The organism is Paenibacillus sp. 1-18 (assembly GCF_000520755.1).
GTDB lineage: Bacteria > Bacillota > Bacilli > Paenibacillales > Paenibacillaceae > Paenibacillus > Paenibacillus brasilensis.
In genome coordinates this window covers 21,643-40,590 of the sequence record NZ_ASSB01000226.1, presented here as the reverse complement: position 1 = coordinate 40,590, position 18,948 = coordinate 21,643, and the positions used below count along the sequence as shown (strand labels likewise).

Here is an 18,948-nt window from a genome sequence, read left to right as displayed (position 1 = left end):
TTTGGTGGAGAAATGAACGCTACAACCTGTATAATTAATGTAAACTAGGATGGTTTGAATCGAAAAGGAGCATGTACAATATGGATGTTATCGTTAGACCTACCCCTTCCTTGCAGGGAGAGATTGGGGCCTTGTCCTCCAAAAACTACACGACTCGTTATCTGCTTACAGCAGCACTAGCGGATGGAAAAAGCACCATTTACTATCCAGCCCATAGCGAAGACAGTGATGCTATGCGTCGTTGTATCGCTGATCTGGGTGCAGTGCTGGAAGAGGATGACGAAAAAATAGTTATTACAGGCTTTGGCAGCCATCCTCGATCCGTGAAGGAATTAAATGTGGGGAATGCCGGAGCGGTGCTCCGTTTTATGATGGGAATTGCATCCTTATGTCCGGATGTTACTTTCGTTAATACATATCCTGACTCATTGGGCAAACGACCGCATGACGATCTAATCGACGCGTTGGGCCAATTGGGAGTGAGGGTGGAACATCGTGAAGGTAAGCTGCCGATTCGTATCCAGGGCGGTCAAGCTAAGGGCGGCAAAATTCAGGTGTCCGGTTCGGTTAGCTCACAATATTTGAGTGCCTTGCTATTCCTTACACCTCTACTGGAGGAAGACAGCGAAATTGAAGTGCTGCATGATTTGAAATCTAAGGTAGTTGTCGGGCAAACGCTGGAGGTATTGCAAGAGGCCGGCATTGTCATTCATGCAAGTGAGGATTACATGTCTTTCCGTGTTCCTGGACGCCAATCCTATCAGCCACGTACGTATACTGTACAGGGGGATTATCCAGGGAGCGCAGCAGTGCTGGCGGCTGCTGCAGTAACGAATTCCGATGTCACCATTCATCGGCTAAAAGAGCAGAGCAAGCAGGGAGAACGTGCTATTGTAGATGTGCTGCGTATGATGGAAGTACCGTTAACGCACGAGAATGATACCGTTATCGTGAATGGGAATGGCCGATTGAAGGCCATCGAGTTTGACGGTGATGCTGCGACAGACGCTGTACTTGCCATGGTAGCAGCAGCTGTATTTGCTGAAGGTACGTCACGTTTTTATAATGTGGAAAATTTACGGTACAAGGAATGTGACCGTATCACTGATTATTTGAATGAGCTGAGTAAGGCTGGAGCTCATGTAGAAGAACGTCAAGCGGAGATCATTGTCCATGGCAGACCGGAGGGCGTCGAAGGAGGCGTTGAAATTAACGCGCACTTTGATCACCGTGTTATTATGGCTTTGACGGTTGTAGGCTTACGTGCGCAGAAGCCATTATTGATCAAGGATGCGCATCATGTTGCCAAATCATATCCACAGTATTTTGATCATCTGGCAACGCTTGGTGCTTCAGTAGAATGGGTAAAATAAAACTAATCTAGAATGCGAACAGGAGGGGACAGAATGGCTTTTGAAAACCCGTCCAGGGAAGAAATTAAAACCATTTTGGAACAAGTAGGCAATATCGCAGTGGTTGGTTTGTCTGATAAATCAGACCGAACCTCATATATGGTTTCTTATGCGATGCAAAAGCGGGGATACCGGATTATTCCGGTTAATCCTGCCGCAGCAGGGCAAACCATTCTTGGAGAGACTTGCTATGCCAGTCTTGCTGAGGTACCCGAGCCCGTCGAATTGGTCAATGTATTCCGTCGCAGTGAATACTGTGCAGAGGTTGCGCGTGAAGCCGTTGCGATTGGAGCCAAGGTTTTGTGGCTTCAACAAGGAATTATCAGCCAGGAAGCTGCTGACATTGCACAGGAGCATGGTATGACGGTTATTATGGATCGCTGCATTAAGGTAGAGGACTCGGTAACCCAGGCTGTACGTAAAGGATAATCATGAAGCTGCACCAAAAAACCTTCGACCCTAGGAAGCTGGGGAAGAAGGTTTTTGGTGTGAAATGAGAACCTAATACAGTATATTATATTTACTGGAATCCCTATAATGTATGTATGCATTGATTATGAATGATCTAACGGATAATCAAAATTAGCGAACATGTTGTAAAGATATTTTCACCTGTAGAAGCGTAAGTAAATATTTTTTTGTCAGACGGAATCATCGCTTTGACAAAATTATTTATTCAGCTTACCATCAGGGATAGAAGGGAGAGGAATGCCATGAATTGGCTCGGATCCTTACAACAGCTTGGTCGTGCTGTCATGCTCCCGACGATGGTACTACCGGCAGCTGCTATATTGCTAAGTCTCGGCAGTCTTCCTTGGTCCGCGTGGGGATTCCCGATGGTGTCTGATATGGCTAATGCGGCGGGACACGGGATTTTTTATTTTTTGCCTTACCTGTTTGCGGTTGGTGTTGCACTTGGCATGTCGAATCAGGCAGGTCAGGCGGGACTGGCGGCGCTAGCTGGTATGGCTATATATGATCAGGTCACATTGAGATTTGGAAACGGACTCATTCAACCGGCGACGCTTATTGGTATTATTTTGGGGGTCATTTCAGGGATCGCCTATAATCGTTTTAAAAGTATTAAGTTGCCCGAGGTGCTTCAGTTTTTTGGGGGTACCCGTTTTGTTTTGCTGCTCATTGGCTTGTTCTCCGCTGTTTTTGCAGGACTTATGCTGGTTGTAGCTCCGTTTATTCAGAGGGGACTACAATTTATAGCAGGTCTGGAATCGAGCTTGGGTGGCTTTGGACTGTTTATTTACGGTATTCTGTACCGGCTGCTGGTGGCCTTTGGTCTTCACCATCTGCTCAATAATATATTTTGGTTTCAACTGGGCACATACAAAACGCCGTCAGGTAACGTCGTGCAGGGAGATTTGCCCCGATTTTTTGCCGGTGATCCGACAGCGGGCTATTTTATGTCCGGGTTGTTCCCAATTATGATGTTTGCGATCCCTGCCATTGCGCTGGCGATCATTCAGGAAGCGCGTGAAGATTTGAAGCCAAAGGTGCAAAAAACGTTTTTGACGGCTGCGCTTGTCTGCTTTTTTACCGGAGTATCGGAACAGATCGAGTTTGCCTTTTTGTTTGCAGCTCCTTATTTGTTCCTCGTTCATGCGGTCATGTCCGGGCTGGCTATGTGGCTTACCTTTGAACTGGATATTCATCACGGCTTTTCCTATTCGGCGGGTTTTATAGATTATGTGCTAAATTTTCATCTATCACATAACGCCTGGTTGCTGATTCCGGTGGGAGTGGCGTATGGCCTTGTCTATTATGTACTGTTTCGGTGGGCCATCCGGCGGTTCCGCATTCCAACTCCTGGCCGTGAGGAAGGTTCGGTTTTGGAGGATTGGGCCGGCAATATTCCTTACAGTGCTCCGCTTATTTTGGAAGCGCTCGGCGGGAAGGAAAATATTGTGCAGGTGGAGGCCTGCATCACACGTTTGCGGCTGACCGTTCACAATGACAGGCTGATTGATACCGGTGCGATGAAGGCTTTGGGATCGGCCGGGCTTATCAATCTGGGCGGGGGAAACTTGCAGGTCGTTTTTGGAACGTATTCAGAGCTGATTCGTGAGGAAATTGCGAAGCTGATGGAGCGTGATCTCCCTCAAATTTTGTTCAACGCTCCTGTACATGGAAAAATGCTGCCGATTCATGAAGTGCCTGACAAAATTTTTGCGACTAAGCTGGTCGGAGACGGTGTTGCTTTTGTTCCTGAACGCGGTGAACTTGTGTCACCGGTGTATGGTACTGTGATGCACCTATATCCGACGATGCACGCTTTAGGCATCTCTACACGAGAGGGACTTGAGGTTCTGCTTCATATCGGGATTGATACTTCACAGCTAAAAGGGAATTTTACTGCTATGGTAGAAGCAGGCGATACGGTGGAACCGGGACAATTGCTGATCAAATTTGATTTACAGGCGTTGCGGGAGCAAGCTCCATCACTGGTGACTCCTATGGTCATCACGAATCCGGATCGCGTCAAGTCATGGAGCTTTGCTCCGTTTAAAACAGTGAAAAAAGGTCAGGCCTCGGTAATGTCCGTTGTGCTGCATGACAGGAATGTTGGAGGGGTAGAAACATGATAGAAGGCATCGGCGCCGCAGCAGGTGTGGCAATCGGGAAGGCATTTGTCCTGCCGAGCTGGGAGTGGGATTTACCTGAGCAAAAAATGGATGCAGTGGATCTTGCGAAGGAATTTGAACGGTTGTATGAAGGAATACGCACATCCAAAAGTGAAATCCAGTTTATTAAGGATGAGTTTCGAGAAATGGTGGGGCCGGAGGAATCCAGCATTTTTGATGCTCATCTTGCGATATTGGAAGATCCAGAGTTCATGAACGAAATCCGCGGAATAATTGAGCGCCAATACAAGGCAGCCGAGGTGGCTGTAAAGGAAGCTATTGATCATTTTGTGACGATGTTTGATTTATTGGATGATGAATATATGAAGGAGCGGGCGATCGATATTAAGGATGTGGGGAATCGGCTGCTTAAGCATCTACTGGGTGCACCGGAAGTCACTCTGCCGAAGGATACACAGCCTTATATATTGGTAGCCAAGGAGCTCTCCCCCTCTCAATCGGCTCACTTGAATCCTAGCTATGTGTTAGGCATTGTGACCATGAACGGTGGTAAAACATCGCACTCCGCGATCATGGCCCGTGCGCTAGGTATACCACTCGTTTCGGGCTTGGAGAGCAATCTTAATTTGCCTGTCCAGACCGGAGATATGATGGTAGTCGACGGAGATCTGGGTAAGGTGTATGTGAATCCGGAAAAGCCTGTTATTAATCACTATAAGATATTGCGTGATGAGCAGTGGCGCAGAAAAGAACAGCTACAGGTACTCGCTTCCGTGGAAGCTGTGACGAAAGATGGAACCTCGCTGAGGCTGGCGGCCAATATTAGTTCCTTAAAAGAGCTGGAGGCAGCTCTGAAGCATGGCGCTCAAGGAGTGGGACTGTTCCGAACGGAATTCTTATATATGGATCGAAAATCTGCTCCAAATGAAGATGAGCAGTTTGAAGTGTATCGTCTGATCGCAGAAAAGGCAGGGAGCCACGCTGTAGTTATCCGAACATTGGATATCGGCGGAGATAAGCCGCTGGACTATCTGCAACTGCCTGAGGAGGAAAATCCTTTTCTAGGCTACCGAGCTATACGGATCAGTCTTGATGCGAAGGAATTATTCAAAACTCAGCTGACAGCAATTTTGCGGGCCAGTGCAGCAGGGAATATCAAGGTGATGTACCCGATGATCTCATCCGTCGAGGAAATCCGCCAGGCAGATGCTCTCTTGAAGGAAGCTATGGAGGATTTGGATGCGAGGGGGCTTGCCTACAATCCGAACATTCAGCGCGGAATTATGATTGAGGTACCAGCTGCAGCGATGATCGCTGATCTATTGGCGGCTGAAACTGATTTTTTTAGTATCGGAACGAATGATCTGGTTCAATATGTGTTGGCAGTAGACCGCATGAACGAGCAGATTGCACATATGTATCATCCATACCATCCGGCTGTGCTTCGGATGCTCCGTATGACAGCACAAGCGGCACACCAGGCGGGCATTGATGTGAGTGTGTGTGGTGAGATGGCTGGAGATGAACGATCCATTCCTCTTTGGCTGGAGCTGGGTATACATCAGCTCAGCATGTCCCCACAATCTTTATTGCGGGTCAAGCATCGTGTGCTGAATACGACTGCATCCGAGGCGAAGAGCGTTGCTCAGGCTTGCTTCGGCATGTCTACTGGTGCAGCGATCGAAGACAAGCTGACCGAAGTTAATGTCAACTGTACCCCGGCTGGACCTGGACAGCAATAATACTATGCAATGCATCGAAAGCCAGAGCCGTCGCTCTGGACGAAAAAGCACCTTCAAACCAATATATTTTTGGCTTTGAAGGTGCTCCTTTTATTTCTAGCTGTTGTCTGCTAACAGATCACAGAACGCTTTTCCGTAAGGTGGAAGGTCGGGTGGACGACGAGCAGATACAATATGTCCGTCGGTCACAACAGCCTCGTCCTTCCAGATAGCCCCTGCATTCTCCATATCATCACGGATACCTGGTGTGGAGGTTACCGTAACTCCATTCAAAATTTTGGCAGAAATCAGTACCCAGCCTGCATGGCAGATTTGTCCGATCGGTTTACGCGCGGCGTCAAATTCCTGGACGAGTTGAATTACCTTGGGATAGCGGCGTAGTTTATCAGGTGCCCAACCGCCAGGGACAAGAATCCCATCGTAATCACTGCTGTTCAGTTCTTCAAAGGCATATTCTGCTTCAGCAGGTACGCCATATTTTCCAATATATTTTTTACCCTTTTCAGCACCGGCTAAATGCACTTCTGCGCCTTCCTCACGAACGCGGTAAATCGGATACCATAGCTCCAGATCCTCGAATTCCTCATCCACCAGGGCAATAACCTTTTTTCCGGCAAGTCTCGACATCTAACCATCCTTTCGCGCGTCATATGGTGACACTGCTGTTTTTTTGTAGTCTCTACCTTTACATCTTAAGAAAAAGAATGCCCGAAGTCCATTCTTTCGGGGCAATAATCAGAGCTACCGTATTTAAATGAATAACATGGAATACAGGAGTATATTAAAAAGCTTAGTCACTTTTCGACAGCTGACCATCATGAACTCCACCAATCTTTTGGTAATTTGTTCATAGCTGCAATCAGTGGAAGGATTTAAAGACCTCGGAGTCGAAATAAAACAAGGCATGAAAGGTTTTATAGAGTTAACAAAGCTTTTATAGACTAGTAGATAGATATATCTGGATTCTGTTGAAATCCTCATATAGCTTGATCCTACGTAATGAGGTGTTTAAATGCATAAGCAATGCCAATGCGGTACAACGATGGGACTGGAACTTAGAAAGGTGATTTATGCCGATAAGGTTGAAATTATGCACGTTCCTGTATTTTCATGCCCGTCATGCTTTTCCAGTGAGGTTTTGCAACATGTGACGAAGGACATCAAGGAACTGCTACAAAGTCTAGGAGATAAACCCTCGGCTCGGCGAATTTCCTTTGCTCGAAATAATGAACTTGCTGAGATTATTCGCAAGCTGGTGCTGGAGGAAGCGGACAATCCCAATGTGGACTGGCAATCCTCTCTGGAAGAGCGAATGGAGCTTCGGATTAATCTTTTGCTGGACCTTTATCGTTATGCGAGAAGTCTGGGAGATGAGGATTGGATGAATGATGTAGAGAAAAAATTGACACAAGTATCCGGTTTTACCAGTAAATCGGTGTTTACGAATACAAAAAACTAAAAAATATGAAAATTTTCATGGTCACCATTGGATTTTACATGTTCTTTTTGTTACGATGTGAATAGGCCATACGACAAGACACAGAAAGGAATGTATATCCAATGGCGACAATGACGAAAATGACTACTGTCCAACAATTAAATACGGCTCTTGAAGCGTCATCAGACAAGCCGTTGCTTCTCTTTAAACATAGCACGCGTTGTCCAATTAGTTCAGGTGCATATCAGGAGATGGAGTCCTATTTGCAAGCCGTTCCCAACGAAAATATTGAATACGGTATCATTTATGTAGTAGAAGACCGACCGGTATCCAATGAGGCTGCGGATCGGCTTCAGGTAAAGCATGAATCGCCGCAGGCCATTTTAATCAAGGACGGAGAGGCTGTTTGGCATACATCGCATTCGAATATTACAGCCCGCACGCTCCACGATCATCTCACCTAAGTGATGAAGTGCTGTCGTTGCATAAAGTAGTATTTTGTCGTATCATGGTTCTAATTAGTTGATCTAGGATTCGGTTGAAAATTTATTGGCAATGGAGAGAAGGAATGTGACGGTAACGATCTATGATGTAGCTCGCGAAGCCGGTGTCTCAATGGCTACGGTGTCTCGTGTAGTTAACAATAATCCTAACGTAAAACCTCAGACACGTAAGAAAGTGTACGAAGCGATTGAACAATTGGGATATCGCCCAAATGCGGTGGCTAGAGGTCTGGCCAGCAAAAAGACAACGACCGTTGGGGTGGTTATCCCGGATATATCGAACTCAATTTTTGCAGAGATTGCGCGCGGTATAGAGGATATTGCGAATATGTATCACTATAATATTATTTTGTGTAATGCCGATAAGCGGAAGGAAAAAGAAATTCGTGTCATCAATACGTTGCTTGAAAAGCAAGTGGATGGACTTCTGTTTATGGGCGGCACGGTCACGGACGAGCATATTCAGGCCTTTCATACAGCCGCGGTTCCTATCGTTCTGTGTGCAACGAGTGATGAAAAAGGTAGCTACCCTTCAGTCGATATTGACCATGAAGCAGCTGCTTTTGATGCGGTAAACACATTGATTCGCCACGGTCACCGTCAAATTGCAATGATCAGTGGTACGCTTCAAGATCCTGCAAACGGCTATGCACGTTTCCAAGGTTACAAGAGAGCATTGGAAACTGCCGGAATTGATTATCAGGAGGATCTCGTTCGAATCGGGAACTACCGCTATGAATCTGGTGTTGAAGCTATGAAATACTTCCTGGGCTTAAAGAAGAAGCCAAGCGCGATTTTTGCTGCTACAGATGAAATGGCGATTGGTGCTATTCATAGCATTCAGGATGAAGGCTTGAAAGTACCTGATGATTTTTCAGTGATCAGTGTCGACAATATTCGTATGGCTTCCATGGTACGTCCTCAGTTGACAACCGTAGCGCAACCGATGTACGATCTGGGTGCGGTAGCGATGCGCTTGCTGACCAAACTGATGAAAAAGGAAAATGTGGATAATTCTCGTGTCATTTTGCCACATGAAACGATTTTGCGGTTGTCCGTTAATTATCTAGACTAAGCAAAGTGCTCAACAGGATATAACTTGATGAAAGCTCCTTTGATGGAGCTTTTTTCGCGGGTACATAATTATCGTGTGTGTATAATCATCATTTAACCAAAAATAGAGGGATGCTTAATGGGCCGGATTTACGGATTAATGGGTGCTATGGATGAAGAGATTGAATTGCTGCTGTCAGCGATGACGGAAGCGAGCGAGACCATCAAGACCGGAATCACGTACACTACAGGAGTGATCCACGGACAACAGGTTGTTGTATGCAAATCTGGTGTCGGCAAGGTCAATGCTGCGGTAACTACCCAAATCCTGATTGATCGTTTTGGCGTAGAACAGATTATTTTTACAGGAGTCGCGGGAGCAGTGCACCCGGATTTAAACATTGGGGATATTGTCATTTCATCAACATGTATGCAGCATGATATGGATGTGACGGCTTTGGGTTATGCCAAAGGGGTCATTCCTTATCAGGATACGTCGGAATTCGCCGCTGATCCCGAGCTTGTCCGCCTGGCTGAACAAGCCTGCAAATCGTTTGATGATCGTTACATTGTCGGCAAGGTCCTATCCGGCGATCAATTTGTCGCAAGTCGTGAATTGGTAGCTTTACTGCGTCAGGAAATGAATGGTGCTTGTACCGAGATGGAGGGTGCGGCTGTGGCTCAGACGGCTCATATGAACAATGTGCCTTTTATTGTCATACGTTCTATGTCAGATAAGGCCGACGGTTCGGCTCATGTTAATTATGCCGAATTTACGGTGGAAGCTTCTCATCGCTCGCATCGTATTGTGGAGTATATGCTCAAGCATTTAGGCTAAGGTGCCATTTTAGTACATGAATCTTCGTACAAACCGGATGCGGTCAAACTGTTCTCGTGAAGCGAGAGGGACATCCTCTCCCATTCGTACCATCAGGCAGTTCGCTGGATGTGAGCATATTTCAGGATCATCCGTGGCGTACCAGACCATATCTACGGTTTTCATCAGACGTTCCATCATGCGGCGGTACTCCCATACGGAGAGGCCGCTGCCCTTTAAATCCCAGTGCCAATAGTACTCGGTCGTAAAAATAATATAGGATTCAAGCTGTCCGTCCTCAAAGGCAATCCGAATCATCCGACTACCCAGGCCCAGTCCGCGATAGTCGTCGGCGACCTCAATGGCTCCTAGCTCCAGCAAGTCTTTCATGCCCGCTTCGGACCAGCGTTCCAGCTCATCCGGGTAGTGGAAGGTGACGTATCCCAGAAGGGTTTCTCCATCATGTGCAATGATAATTCTGCCTTCCGGCAGTTCCGAAATTTCCACCAGCGCGTCGAATTGTTCCTTGGGTTTACGAAAGGCGTCTAATTGCGTATGCATTTGAAATGAACGTAGTTGATCAGCCGATACCGGTCCTTCTACATAAATTGTTTGTCCGTTATAATCCAGCGTGTCCAAGTGGTACAGTTTTAAATGCTGCATGCGTGTAGCCTCCTTGTTTACCATCAGCTAGCTTTTCATATCCCCTACTTATAACAAAAAAACAAATAAATGAAAAGGATGGTCGTCACATCCTCATCTATGATATACTGTTTTAGACATAAAATGTTCACAAATAGATGCTTCGAATGAGTTATAAAACCAAAGGGATAATTTTGCTTTCGTTGATTTTGTAAGCGTTATCTTGTCCTGTGCAATTCTCATTATCCTATTATGAGGAGGCTGTATGCATGAAGATTGAAGAACTCCAGGCTGTAGTTCCCACATCCAACATGGGCCCGTACGAACAAGCTTACAACCGATTTCAGTGGGAAGACGCAGAACGTCATTTTACGTGGTATGAAACAGGCAAGGTGAACATGGCACATGAAGCCATTGATCGACATGTAGAGGAAGGCCACGGTGAGAAAACGGCGCTTTTGTATTGTGATGCAAGTCGTGATGAATCTTACACCTTTACTCAGCTTCGTGCCAGCTCGAACCGGTTTGGTAATGTGCTGCGCAAATACGGTATTGGCAAAGGGGAGCGGGTATTTATTTTCATGCCGCGCTCACCTGAACTGGTGATTAGTTTGCTTGGCATTTTAAAGGTAGGTGCTGTAGCTGGTCCTTTGTTTGAGGCGTTTATGGAAACGGCGGTCAAGGATCGGCTGGAGGATAGCGGAGCAGTGGCGTTAGTGACCACACCTGCACTTCTTTCACGGGTAAAACGGGAGGAGCTTCCAGAGTTGAGACATATTTTTGTGGTTGGTGATATGGACGAACGAGAGCAAGGAATTATTGATTTTGAAACGGAAATGCTTACGTCCTCAGAAGAGCTTGAACCTGAATGGCTGAGTCGTGAGGATGGATTAATCATTCATTATACGTCAGGCTCCACAGGCAAGCCGAAAGGTGTATATCATGTACAAAATGCGATGATTCAGCATTATTATACTGGCAAGATGGTGCTGGATCTGCGGGAAGATGATGTGTATTGGTGTACTGCTGATCCAGGCTGGGTCACAGGAACGTCATATGGCATTTTTGCTCCATGGCTGAATGGAGCGACGAATGTCATTCGTGGGGGGCGCTTCAGCCCGGAGGACTGGTACCGGACGATTGAACGTCACGAAGTGACCATATGGTATAGCGCTCCTACAGCGTTTCGGATGCTGATGAGCGCAGGTGAGCAGGTTGTTGCCAAGTATGATCTCGGAAGTCTACGGCATGTGTTATCCGTGGGAGAACCGCTCAATCCCGAAGTGGTAAGATGGGGCTGGCAGGTGTATAAGCAGCGCATTCACGATACTTGGTGGATGACAGAAACGGGGGGGCAATTGATCTGTAATTACCCTGAGCTGCCGATTAAGCCCGGTTCGATGGGGAAACCACTTCCAGGTATTCAGGCTGCCATTCTGGACGATAAAGGACAGGTGTTGCCTCCTAACCGAATGGGGCATTTGGCCATCCGTACACCGTGGCCATCCATGATGAACCGTATATGGAATAACCCGAACAAGTATCAGGAGTATTTTCGCTTCCCCGGTTGGTATGTGTCTGGTGACTCTGCCTATATGGATGAGGACGGTTATTTCTGGTTTCAGGGACGAATTGATGATGTCATTAATTCCTCGGGGGAGCGAATCGGTCCTTTTGAGGTTGAGAGCAAGCTTCTGGAGCATCCTGCTGTAGCGGAGGCTGGAGTTATTGGAAAACCAGACACCGTGCGAGGAGAGATTATTAAAGCTTTTGTCGCATTGCGCGAAGGCTATACACCTTCTGAGGCTTTACAGCAGGATATCTACCGTTTTGTCAAGGAGGGGCTGTCTGCCCATGCTGCTCCACGCGAAATTGAATTTAAGGAAAAGCTGCCCAAGACTCGTTCCGGCAAAATTATGAGACGTGTGCTGAAGGCATGGGAGCTTAACCTTCCTACAGGTGATTTATCTACCATAGAGGATTAAATTGCTATTTATAATAGAGCAAAAAGGGGAGTCTCCAAAAGCCATATTGGCTAAGGTGACTCCCCTTTGTTGGAGAAAATCATGAATCTTATGGACGGACAGCTCCTGAAGGAGCTGATTCCCCCATTGCATTTATGGAAGTGACGCGGAACCAGCCTTTGGGCTTTTTACCTGCTTTATATTCAAAGCTGTTAGAGGCGGTAGAGCCTATGTTTGTAAAGGGTTCCGCGCCGGTTTCACTATAATACACGTTATAGCCTGTAACCGCGTCCGTAGGCTTTCCGGCACTCCATTTGAGCGCTACGGACGAGCCTGCTGCTTTAGCCTGAGGCTGTCCAGGAGCGGTAGGGACCTCTGGAGGCTGCTCACCTGTTGTTCCATCTCCCTCACCCGGAACGGCTGGAGACTCAGAATCCACAGGTGGCATTACAGGTGCTGCGCTTGCTTGGGCACTTGGCCCGGACTCATGTCCGCCCACATCCACGGCGGTCACGTAATAGCTGGAACTGCTGCTCTCTGGACTGTCAGAGAATACCTTGGAGCCATCAGCCATGACGACCTTGCCAAGCCGTTGGAAACTGCCTCCATCCGTAGAACGGTAGAGACGATATCCTACAACGTCGCTGTTTCCGCTTGGACTAAAGCTGATCATAGCCTTCCCATCACTGTAGCTAATGCTGACGTTGGATGGAGCATTAGGGGCTGCGCCGTCGTCTCTGCGCGGGTCCACCTGAGTAGGGGCTTCCTTATCTGCATCCTCAGGCAGATAGTAGGACAACGAGTTATGTCGTTTCATCACGGAAAAGGCCCGCTCAAGCTCTTTAATCAACTCTGAGATCGGTTTTTCCCTTTTTCGAACAGTTCGTTCATACACCATATCATCTGGTGTACCATCGCGTGGAATGTAATTCACACCTTGATAGGTAATATATTTGGCACGGGTAACACCATTTTCGCTGTTTTTGGGTAAATACTTACTGTTGTAAATATCCGAACCATACGCAGATGCTGTACGGCTTACAATTCCGTCAGGTCTCTTGAAGCTGTCCGTTTGAAACAGCTGGGAATCTTTAGCCGTTACTTCATTCATAATAAGTGCCCATAAGCGACGTGCACGCTCTTTTTGTGCTTTTGTTTCAAGCTTATTAACAGGCTGCTTGTAACCGACCCATACACCCAGCGTAACGTCAGGCGTAAATCCCTCGAACCAAACATCGGTATAGGATTGTGTAGTACCTGTCTTGCCGGCAATCGGAATCTTGCCTGCTTGATTAAAGTTACGCTTCACTAGCTTGCCTGTACCTTCTGACACCGCTGTGCGCAGCATATCCGTCATCAGGTAGGCCGTTTGAGGTGTGAAGGCCTGCACAGGATTAGACTGATGCTTGTACACAATATTGCCTTGCGAATCTACAATTTTTTCAATCATATAAGCGTCGTTAAATACACCGCCATTAGGAATGGCTCCATAAGCATTCGTTAGTTCCTCAACGGTTACCCCGTGGGCCAAGCCGCCAAGCACACCCGTTTGGGCGTTGTTATCACTCGGTTCCAAGGTAGTGATACCCAACTTTTTAGCGAAAGCCCAGGCCTTGCTAATCCCTACTTTTTCGTTAAACAGCTTGAGCGCTATCGTGTTTAGCGATTGATTCAGTGCATAACGTGCTGTAACCAATCCTTGATAGCGATTGTTGGAATTTTTCGGAATATGATATCCGTTGCTGCCATCTTTCAAAATAATAGGAGCGTCGTCCACGATGCTGCCGGGCTGTACAAGACCACTGTCCAATGCAGGAAGATAGGCGGCAATAGGCTTCATAGCCGATCCCGGCTGACGCACCATCTGAGTAGCATAATTCATCTGTTCCTTTTGGAAGTCCCGACCTTCCATCATCCCGAGAATCGCGCCTGTTTTATGCTGAATCAAAATGGCTGCTGCTTGCTCATCACCCTTGGTTTTACTGGTGGCAGAGAAGTTGTCCTTATTTTCTGCAATTTGGCGCATGGATTTGTATACGCTCTTATCAATGGTGGTGTAGACCATATATCCGCCCGTGCGAAGCTGCTGTTCAGCTTCTTTGAGTAAGTCGTTATCATCCCTGGTCTTGGCGTCTGCACCAGCATTGGCCGCTTGCCCCGGATTTGTGACGGACATAAGTGCCTGCGCGGCTTGCCGTTCTGTTTCCATCATAAGGTATGGATAGGTGTTATAAGCTTTAACAGTGCGAGGTGCAAGTGATTTTTTAATATCAAAAGCCATTGCTTCATCATACTGTGCTTTATTGATTTTGTTTTCCTCCAGCATTCGACTGAGCACCAGGTGCTGACGGTTTAGTGCTCTTTTAAAGCCGGATTCATTAAACTCGCCCTTGCCGTTAAAAGCAGAATATGAAGAAGGAAGCTGCGGCAGTCCTGCCAGATAGGCGGCCTGGGCCACATTGAGCTTATTTAGATCATTTTCGTTAAAAATACCTTTGGCGGCTGCTTTGATGCCAAAGACGTTGTAGCCGCTTGAGCCGTTCCCAAAAGGTACTTTATTGAGGTAGGCTGTAATAATCTGCTGCTTGCTCAGGAAACGCTCAAGGCGCAGAGACAGCAAAATTTCCTTGACCTTACGGTCATCCGTGCGATCGAGATTCAGAAAAACTCGCCGTGCAAGTTGCTGAGTCAGGGTGCTCCCCCCGGTTTGTACGGACTCATGCAGCACTTTTTGTTTGACAGCACGTAGCGTCCCTGACAAATCGACACCATTATGCTCGTAAAAATGGTTATCCTCAATAGCAATGACTGCGTCAATGACGAGTTGAGGAATTTCCTTAAACGTCACAGGCCGACGATCTTCCTCTGTCCGGAGTTGTCCGATGGGAGAGCCATCATTGAAATAAGCGAAGCCTGTTATTGCATTCTTATTTACTTCCTGTTCAATCATGGATCTGGAACGTACCGGCTCGTTTTTGACAATAGAGGCTATATAGCCGGCGGCGGCTCCTCCTGCGAACAGTGCTCCCATACAACCGATGATGACGACCCACTTTATGACACGGCCGAGCCTTCGCATGGTTGTCCGTAAGCGGGAAGGCTTTGGCTCTGATACGCTGTCTTTTTCTTCAACCATTAAGTCTTCCTCCTTTATAACAGCCATTATTATAGCATAAAATTACAAAATGAACCCATATGCTAAAAAGCCTGTCTTTTGGTGTCGTTGACTACACAAAAGCAGTGTGTTATAAATAGGTCAAAGTAAATATCGTGAAAAGCAGAGAAAGACTTTAGTAGAAGGTGGAATCACGTTGTCAGAGAGCCGGTGGATGGTGTGAATCGGTAGCGTCCCATTTTCGAATTACCGTCTGGAGCTGTCTGGATGAATGGAAGGCTTTTGCAGATTTGCGAAGTCGACGGTAGTAATCCAGTACCGGGTGTATACCCGTTATAGAAATGAAGTGAAAGAAACGCAACGCTTGTTTTAGCATACGTTTCTTTAATTAGGGTGGTAACGCGAGCAGCTCCTTCTCGTCCCTTGGGATGAAAGGGGCTTTTTGATTTGTTTAATATGCAATATTTGGATGATAAAACAGGAGGAATGCAGGATGAAATGGGAAGAATTGAAGCCTGAGCAACGTGCAGAGGTAGAGCGGCAACTTGATGTGATTCAACGGGGTGTGGCGGAAATTGTGCCAGAGGATGAGCTGAAGCGCAAGGTCATCAAGTCGGTTGTAAGCGGTGAACCGCTCAAAATCAAACTAGGTCTTGATCCGTCCGCACCTGATATTCACATCGGTCACACGGTTGTTATGCACAAGCTACGGCAGTTCCAGGAATTGGGGCACCAGGTGCAACTGATTATTGGAGATTTTACAGGCAGAATCGGTGATCCAACAGGTAAATCGGAAACCCGGAAGCAACTGACGGAGGAAGATGTACAGCGTAATGCGCAAACGTACAAGGAACAAATCTTTAAAATTCTTGATCCTGATAAAACAAAGGTATACTACAATTCCGAATGGTTGGGACCGATGTCCTTTGCTGATGTGGTAACCCTTTCCGCCAAGGTCACTGTTGCCCGCATGCTGGAACGGGATGATTTTACAAAAAGATACCAAAACGGCTTGCCAATCAGCATTCATGAGTTCTTTTACCCCCTGATGCAGGGGATGGATTCGGTAGCTCTGAAAAGCGATATTGAGCTGGGAGGGACGGATCAGAAGTTCAACCTGCTGATGGGCAGAACTTTGCAAAAAGAATACGGTGTAGAGCCGCAGGCGACCATCACATTGCCATTACTTGAAGGACTGGATGGCGTGCAGAAGATGAGCAAAAGCTTGGGGAACTACATTGGTGTTGACGAGGAGCCGAACGAAATATACGGGAAATCAATGTCTGTTCCTGATGAGCTGATGCTGAAGTATTTTGAGCTTGCAACGGATATCAATAATGAGGAGCTTGCCAAGCTGGCAAAAGGCATTCAGGATGGTTCAGTGCATCCACGTGATGCTAAAATGAGGCTGGCCGGAACGCTGGTGCGCATGTACCATGGTGAGGACGCAGCAGAAGCAGCCAAACAACATTTTGTAACTGTGTTCCAGCAACGGGCGCTGCCTGATGACATCGAAGAGTTCACCTTGACGGCTGACCACTTGGAAGAAGGCGGAATTCGTGTGATCCAGTTGCTGACACTTTTGGGTTTTGCGGCATCCAATGGGGAAGCAAAACGTAGTATTCAGCAGGGCTCGGTCAAAATTAATGAAGAGAAGTGGACCGATGTGAACAAAGCATACACGCCGCAGGAAGGCGACATTGTTCAGGTAGGTAAACGAAAATTTGCTAAAATCAAGCTCGCTTAATTAAAATACATTTATAAGCAGCGCTGAGATCTGTATAGCATCTCTGCGTTGCTTTTTTTATTCCTTCAGCAAGAAATGCCGTGGTAAACTTAGCACAAATAATCAAACAAGCAGGTCCAAAATTATACATAATGGTTGTGTGGGCTTGCACAATTTGGGTGTAGGGAAAGATGACCAGAACAAATACAATACGGGGAAGGGATATATGGACTATTTTAAACGAATTCAGTGTGCGATTGAGTTTATTGAATTGAATCTTCGAGAAGATTTAAAAATTACCGAGATTGCTTCACAAGCTTGCTTTTCATCCTTTCATTTCCAGCGGGTTTTTCAGGCCATTTCGGGTTTTACGGTTCAACAATATATAAGGAGGAGAAGATTGTCCGAGGCGGCTGGGCGGCTAAAACAATCCAATCAAAAGGTATTGGACATCGCTATTGAGTATCAGTACAACTCGCAAGAAGCTTTTACCCGTGCTTTTGAAAAGAGTTTTGGTATCACCCCTGGGAAATATCGTAACGGTGATATTGAGCTTCCCGGGCAAAGCAAAATCAATTTTCTGGATTACCAAAAAAATACGAAGGAGGATTTGGATGTGAATAAGCCGGTAATATTGCAACTCGAAACGATCAAAATTATAGGATATGAATATAAAACCAATCTGAACAATGAGCAGCATTATAAAGAAATCCCAGGGTTTTATGAACACTTTGGAGCAAATGAATATTTTATGTGCATTCCGAACAAAGCCGCACCGGGAATGTCATATGGGATTGCCTGTCGATTTGAAGACAGCGGTGCATTTTCATTTGTGGTGGGCGAGGCAGTTGAAAAGGAATCGAAAGAACTGGCAGAAGGTTTCATATATATGGAGATTCCAGCAGGAAAGTATGCTGAATTTGACGCTTCAGGTTTAAATGGACGGGTTCAGAATATACGAAACTTTATCTACGGCACATGGCTTCCTAATTCTAATTTTGAACGAAGAGAGGGTCCTGATTTTGAAATTACGGACGTGATGAATTCCTCCTATCCTGATCATTTGAGTATGAAGGTATACATCCCCATTGAATAAACCCTCAGGCTCGATGCATGGGGAATATAAAAAGCACCCGAACAAAGTTCGGGTGCTTTTCGGTGCTAATGCAAGGATTAGCGGTTGTAGAATTCGACGATTTGTTTTTCATCGATATCTTGGGACAATTCGCCACGCTCAGGCAAACGAATGTATTTACCTTCCAGAGCAGCGTCATTGTACTCCAGGTAAGCAGCCAAGTGATTGCGGTTTTCCAAAGCTTCTTTAATGGAAGACAGGGAACGACTTCTTTCACGAAGACCGATCACGTCGCCAGGGCTTACTTGGTAAGAAGCGATGTCAACTTTTTTACCGTTCACAGTAACGTGACCGTGAGCTACCAATTGACGTGCGCCTGCACGGGAGTTAGCAAAGCCAAGACGGAACACAAGGTTGTCCAGGCGGCTTTCCAGCAAGAACATGAAGTTCTCACCAGCGATACCATGCATGTGTTGAGCTTTGTTGAACAGGGTACGGAATTGTTTTTCACCCAAGCCGTACATGTGGCGCAGCTTTTGTTTTTCTTGAAGCTGCATACCGTAGTTACTGATTTTTCTCCGTTGGTTTGCACCATGTTGTCCCGGAGGGAAAGGGCGTTTCAATTCTTTGCCTGTGCCGCTCAGGGAAATACCGAGACGACGGCTTAATTTAAATTTAGGACCAGTGTAACGTGCCATTATAGAGTTAACTCCTTCATAATTAAAATTTGAGTTGGGGCTCTCTTTGCGCTCCAATTTGTTCGGCGCTACCAATCAAGGTTAGACGCACTACTGACAGAAAAGTTCAGCCGCTGTCCTGTCAGCAACAAAAAAGATGAGGGTGACACAAACTGTTACGCCCAAA

The 18,948-nt window shown here is 46.5% G+C and carries 15 protein-coding genes and 1 other annotated feature; of the genes, 11 read left to right on the top strand and 4 right to left on the bottom strand.

Annotation, left to right across the window (positions count from 1 at the left end; genetic code table 11):
• The first annotated feature begins 80 nt into the window (after positions 1–80).
• The 4 genes from aroA (at position 81) to ptsP (ending at position 5,751) form a co-directional block, all read left to right on the top strand.
• Entirely contained in the window at positions 81–1,373 is a 1,293-nt protein-coding gene (gene aroA, locus L693_RS0114115) for a 3-phosphoshikimate 1-carboxyvinyltransferase (RefSeq protein ID WP_025717813.1), read from the top strand.
• A gap of 33 nt (positions 1,374–1,406) precedes the next feature.
• On the top strand, positions 1,407–1,841 hold the full coding sequence (locus L693_RS0114110; protein ID WP_025717812.1) for a CoA-binding protein: 435 nt from the start codon (positions 1,407–1,409) through the stop codon (positions 1,839–1,841).
• Positions 1,842–2,125: 284 nt separating this feature from the next.
• Entirely contained in the window at positions 2,126–4,009 is a 1,884-nt protein-coding gene (locus L693_RS0114105) for a glucose PTS transporter subunit IIA (protein ID WP_025717811.1), read from the top strand.
• Positions 4,006–5,751: a phosphoenolpyruvate--protein phosphotransferase gene (gene ptsP, locus L693_RS0114100; protein ID WP_025717810.1), complete on the top strand. Its 1,746-nt coding sequence runs from the start codon at positions 4,006–4,008 to the stop codon at positions 5,749–5,751. The genes L693_RS0114105 and ptsP overlap by 4 nt, the downstream gene beginning before the upstream one ends.
• A gap of 96 nt (positions 5,752–5,847) precedes the next feature.
• On the opposite strand, the gene L693_RS0114095 is transcribed toward ptsP, so the two are convergent.
• Positions 5,848–6,378 (bottom strand): type 1 glutamine amidotransferase domain-containing protein, encoded by a 531-nt coding sequence (locus L693_RS0114095; RefSeq protein WP_049825159.1) that lies wholly within the window; start codon positions 6,376–6,378, stop codon positions 5,848–5,850.
• 385 nt (positions 6,379–6,763) lie between these two features.
• On the opposite strand from L693_RS0114095, the gene L693_RS0114090 reads away from it, so the two are divergent.
• The 4 genes from L693_RS0114090 to L693_RS0114075 all read left to right on the top strand — a co-directional run bounded on the left by L693_RS0114090 (position 6,764) and on the right by L693_RS0114075 (position 9,583).
• On the top strand, positions 6,764–7,210 hold the full coding sequence (locus L693_RS0114090; RefSeq protein ID WP_025717809.1) for a hypothetical protein: 447 nt from the start codon (positions 6,764–6,766) through the stop codon (positions 7,208–7,210).
• 101 nt (positions 7,211–7,311) lie between these two features.
• Positions 7,312–7,653: a bacillithiol system redox-active protein YtxJ gene (gene ytxJ, locus L693_RS0114085; RefSeq protein ID WP_025717808.1), complete on the top strand. Its 342-nt coding sequence runs from the start codon at positions 7,312–7,314 to the stop codon at positions 7,651–7,653.
• Positions 7,654–7,759: 106 nt separating this feature from the next.
• A complete protein-coding gene (gene ccpA / locus L693_RS0114080) occupies positions 7,760–8,767 on the top strand; it encodes a catabolite control protein A (RefSeq protein WP_025717807.1) in 1,008 nt (335 codons plus the stop codon).
• 117 nt (positions 8,768–8,884) lie between these two features.
• On the top strand, positions 8,885–9,583 hold the full coding sequence (locus L693_RS0114075; RefSeq protein ID WP_025717806.1) for a 5'-methylthioadenosine/adenosylhomocysteine nucleosidase: 699 nt from the start codon (positions 8,885–8,887) through the stop codon (positions 9,581–9,583).
• A 9-nt stretch (positions 9,584–9,592) separates the two neighbouring features.
• Here the strand turns inward: L693_RS0114075 and L693_RS0114070 are convergent, their stop codons facing one another.
• Positions 9,593–10,225, bottom strand: a complete 633-nt coding sequence (locus tag L693_RS0114070; protein ID WP_025717805.1) for a GNAT family N-acetyltransferase — start codon at positions 10,223–10,225, stop codon at positions 9,593–9,595.
• A 248-nt stretch (positions 10,226–10,473) separates the two neighbouring features.
• On the opposite strand from L693_RS0114070, the gene acsA reads away from it, so the two are divergent.
• A complete protein-coding gene (acsA, locus tag L693_RS0114065; RefSeq protein ID WP_025717804.1) occupies positions 10,474–12,189 on the top strand; it encodes an acetate--CoA ligase in 1,716 nt (571 codons plus the stop codon).
• An 88-nt stretch (positions 12,190–12,277) separates the two neighbouring features.
• Here the strand turns inward: acsA and L693_RS0114060 are convergent, their stop codons facing one another.
• Positions 12,278–15,304, bottom strand: coding sequence for a transglycosylase domain-containing protein (locus L693_RS0114060; protein WP_025717803.1), 3,027 nt, complete (start codon positions 15,302–15,304; stop codon positions 12,278–12,280).
• Positions 15,305–15,439: 135 nt separating this feature from the next.
• Positions 15,440–15,710 (top strand) — a binding site (T-box leader).
• 66 nt (positions 15,711–15,776) lie between these two features.
• Here L693_RS0114060 and tyrS point away from each other — a divergent pair.
• Together tyrS and L693_RS0114050 are read left to right on the top strand one after the other, a co-directional pair.
• The gene (gene tyrS, locus L693_RS0114055) at positions 15,777–17,030 is read left to right on the top strand and encodes a tyrosine--tRNA ligase (protein WP_025717802.1); all 1,254 of its coding nucleotides are present in this window, start codon (positions 15,777–15,779) and stop codon (positions 17,028–17,030) included.
• 205 nt (positions 17,031–17,235) lie between these two features.
• Positions 17,236–18,105 carry an AraC family transcriptional regulator gene (locus L693_RS0114050; protein WP_025717801.1) on the top strand — a complete coding sequence of 290 codons (870 nt, stop codon included), beginning with the start codon at positions 17,236–17,238 and terminating at the stop codon, positions 18,103–18,105.
• A 77-nt stretch (positions 18,106–18,182) separates the two neighbouring features.
• On the opposite strand, the gene rpsD is transcribed toward L693_RS0114050, so the two are convergent.
• Positions 18,183–18,782, bottom strand: a complete 600-nt coding sequence (rpsD, locus tag L693_RS0114045) for a 30S ribosomal protein S4 (RefSeq protein ID WP_007431033.1) — start codon at positions 18,780–18,782, stop codon at positions 18,183–18,185.
• Positions 18,783–18,948 lie beyond the last annotated feature (166 nt).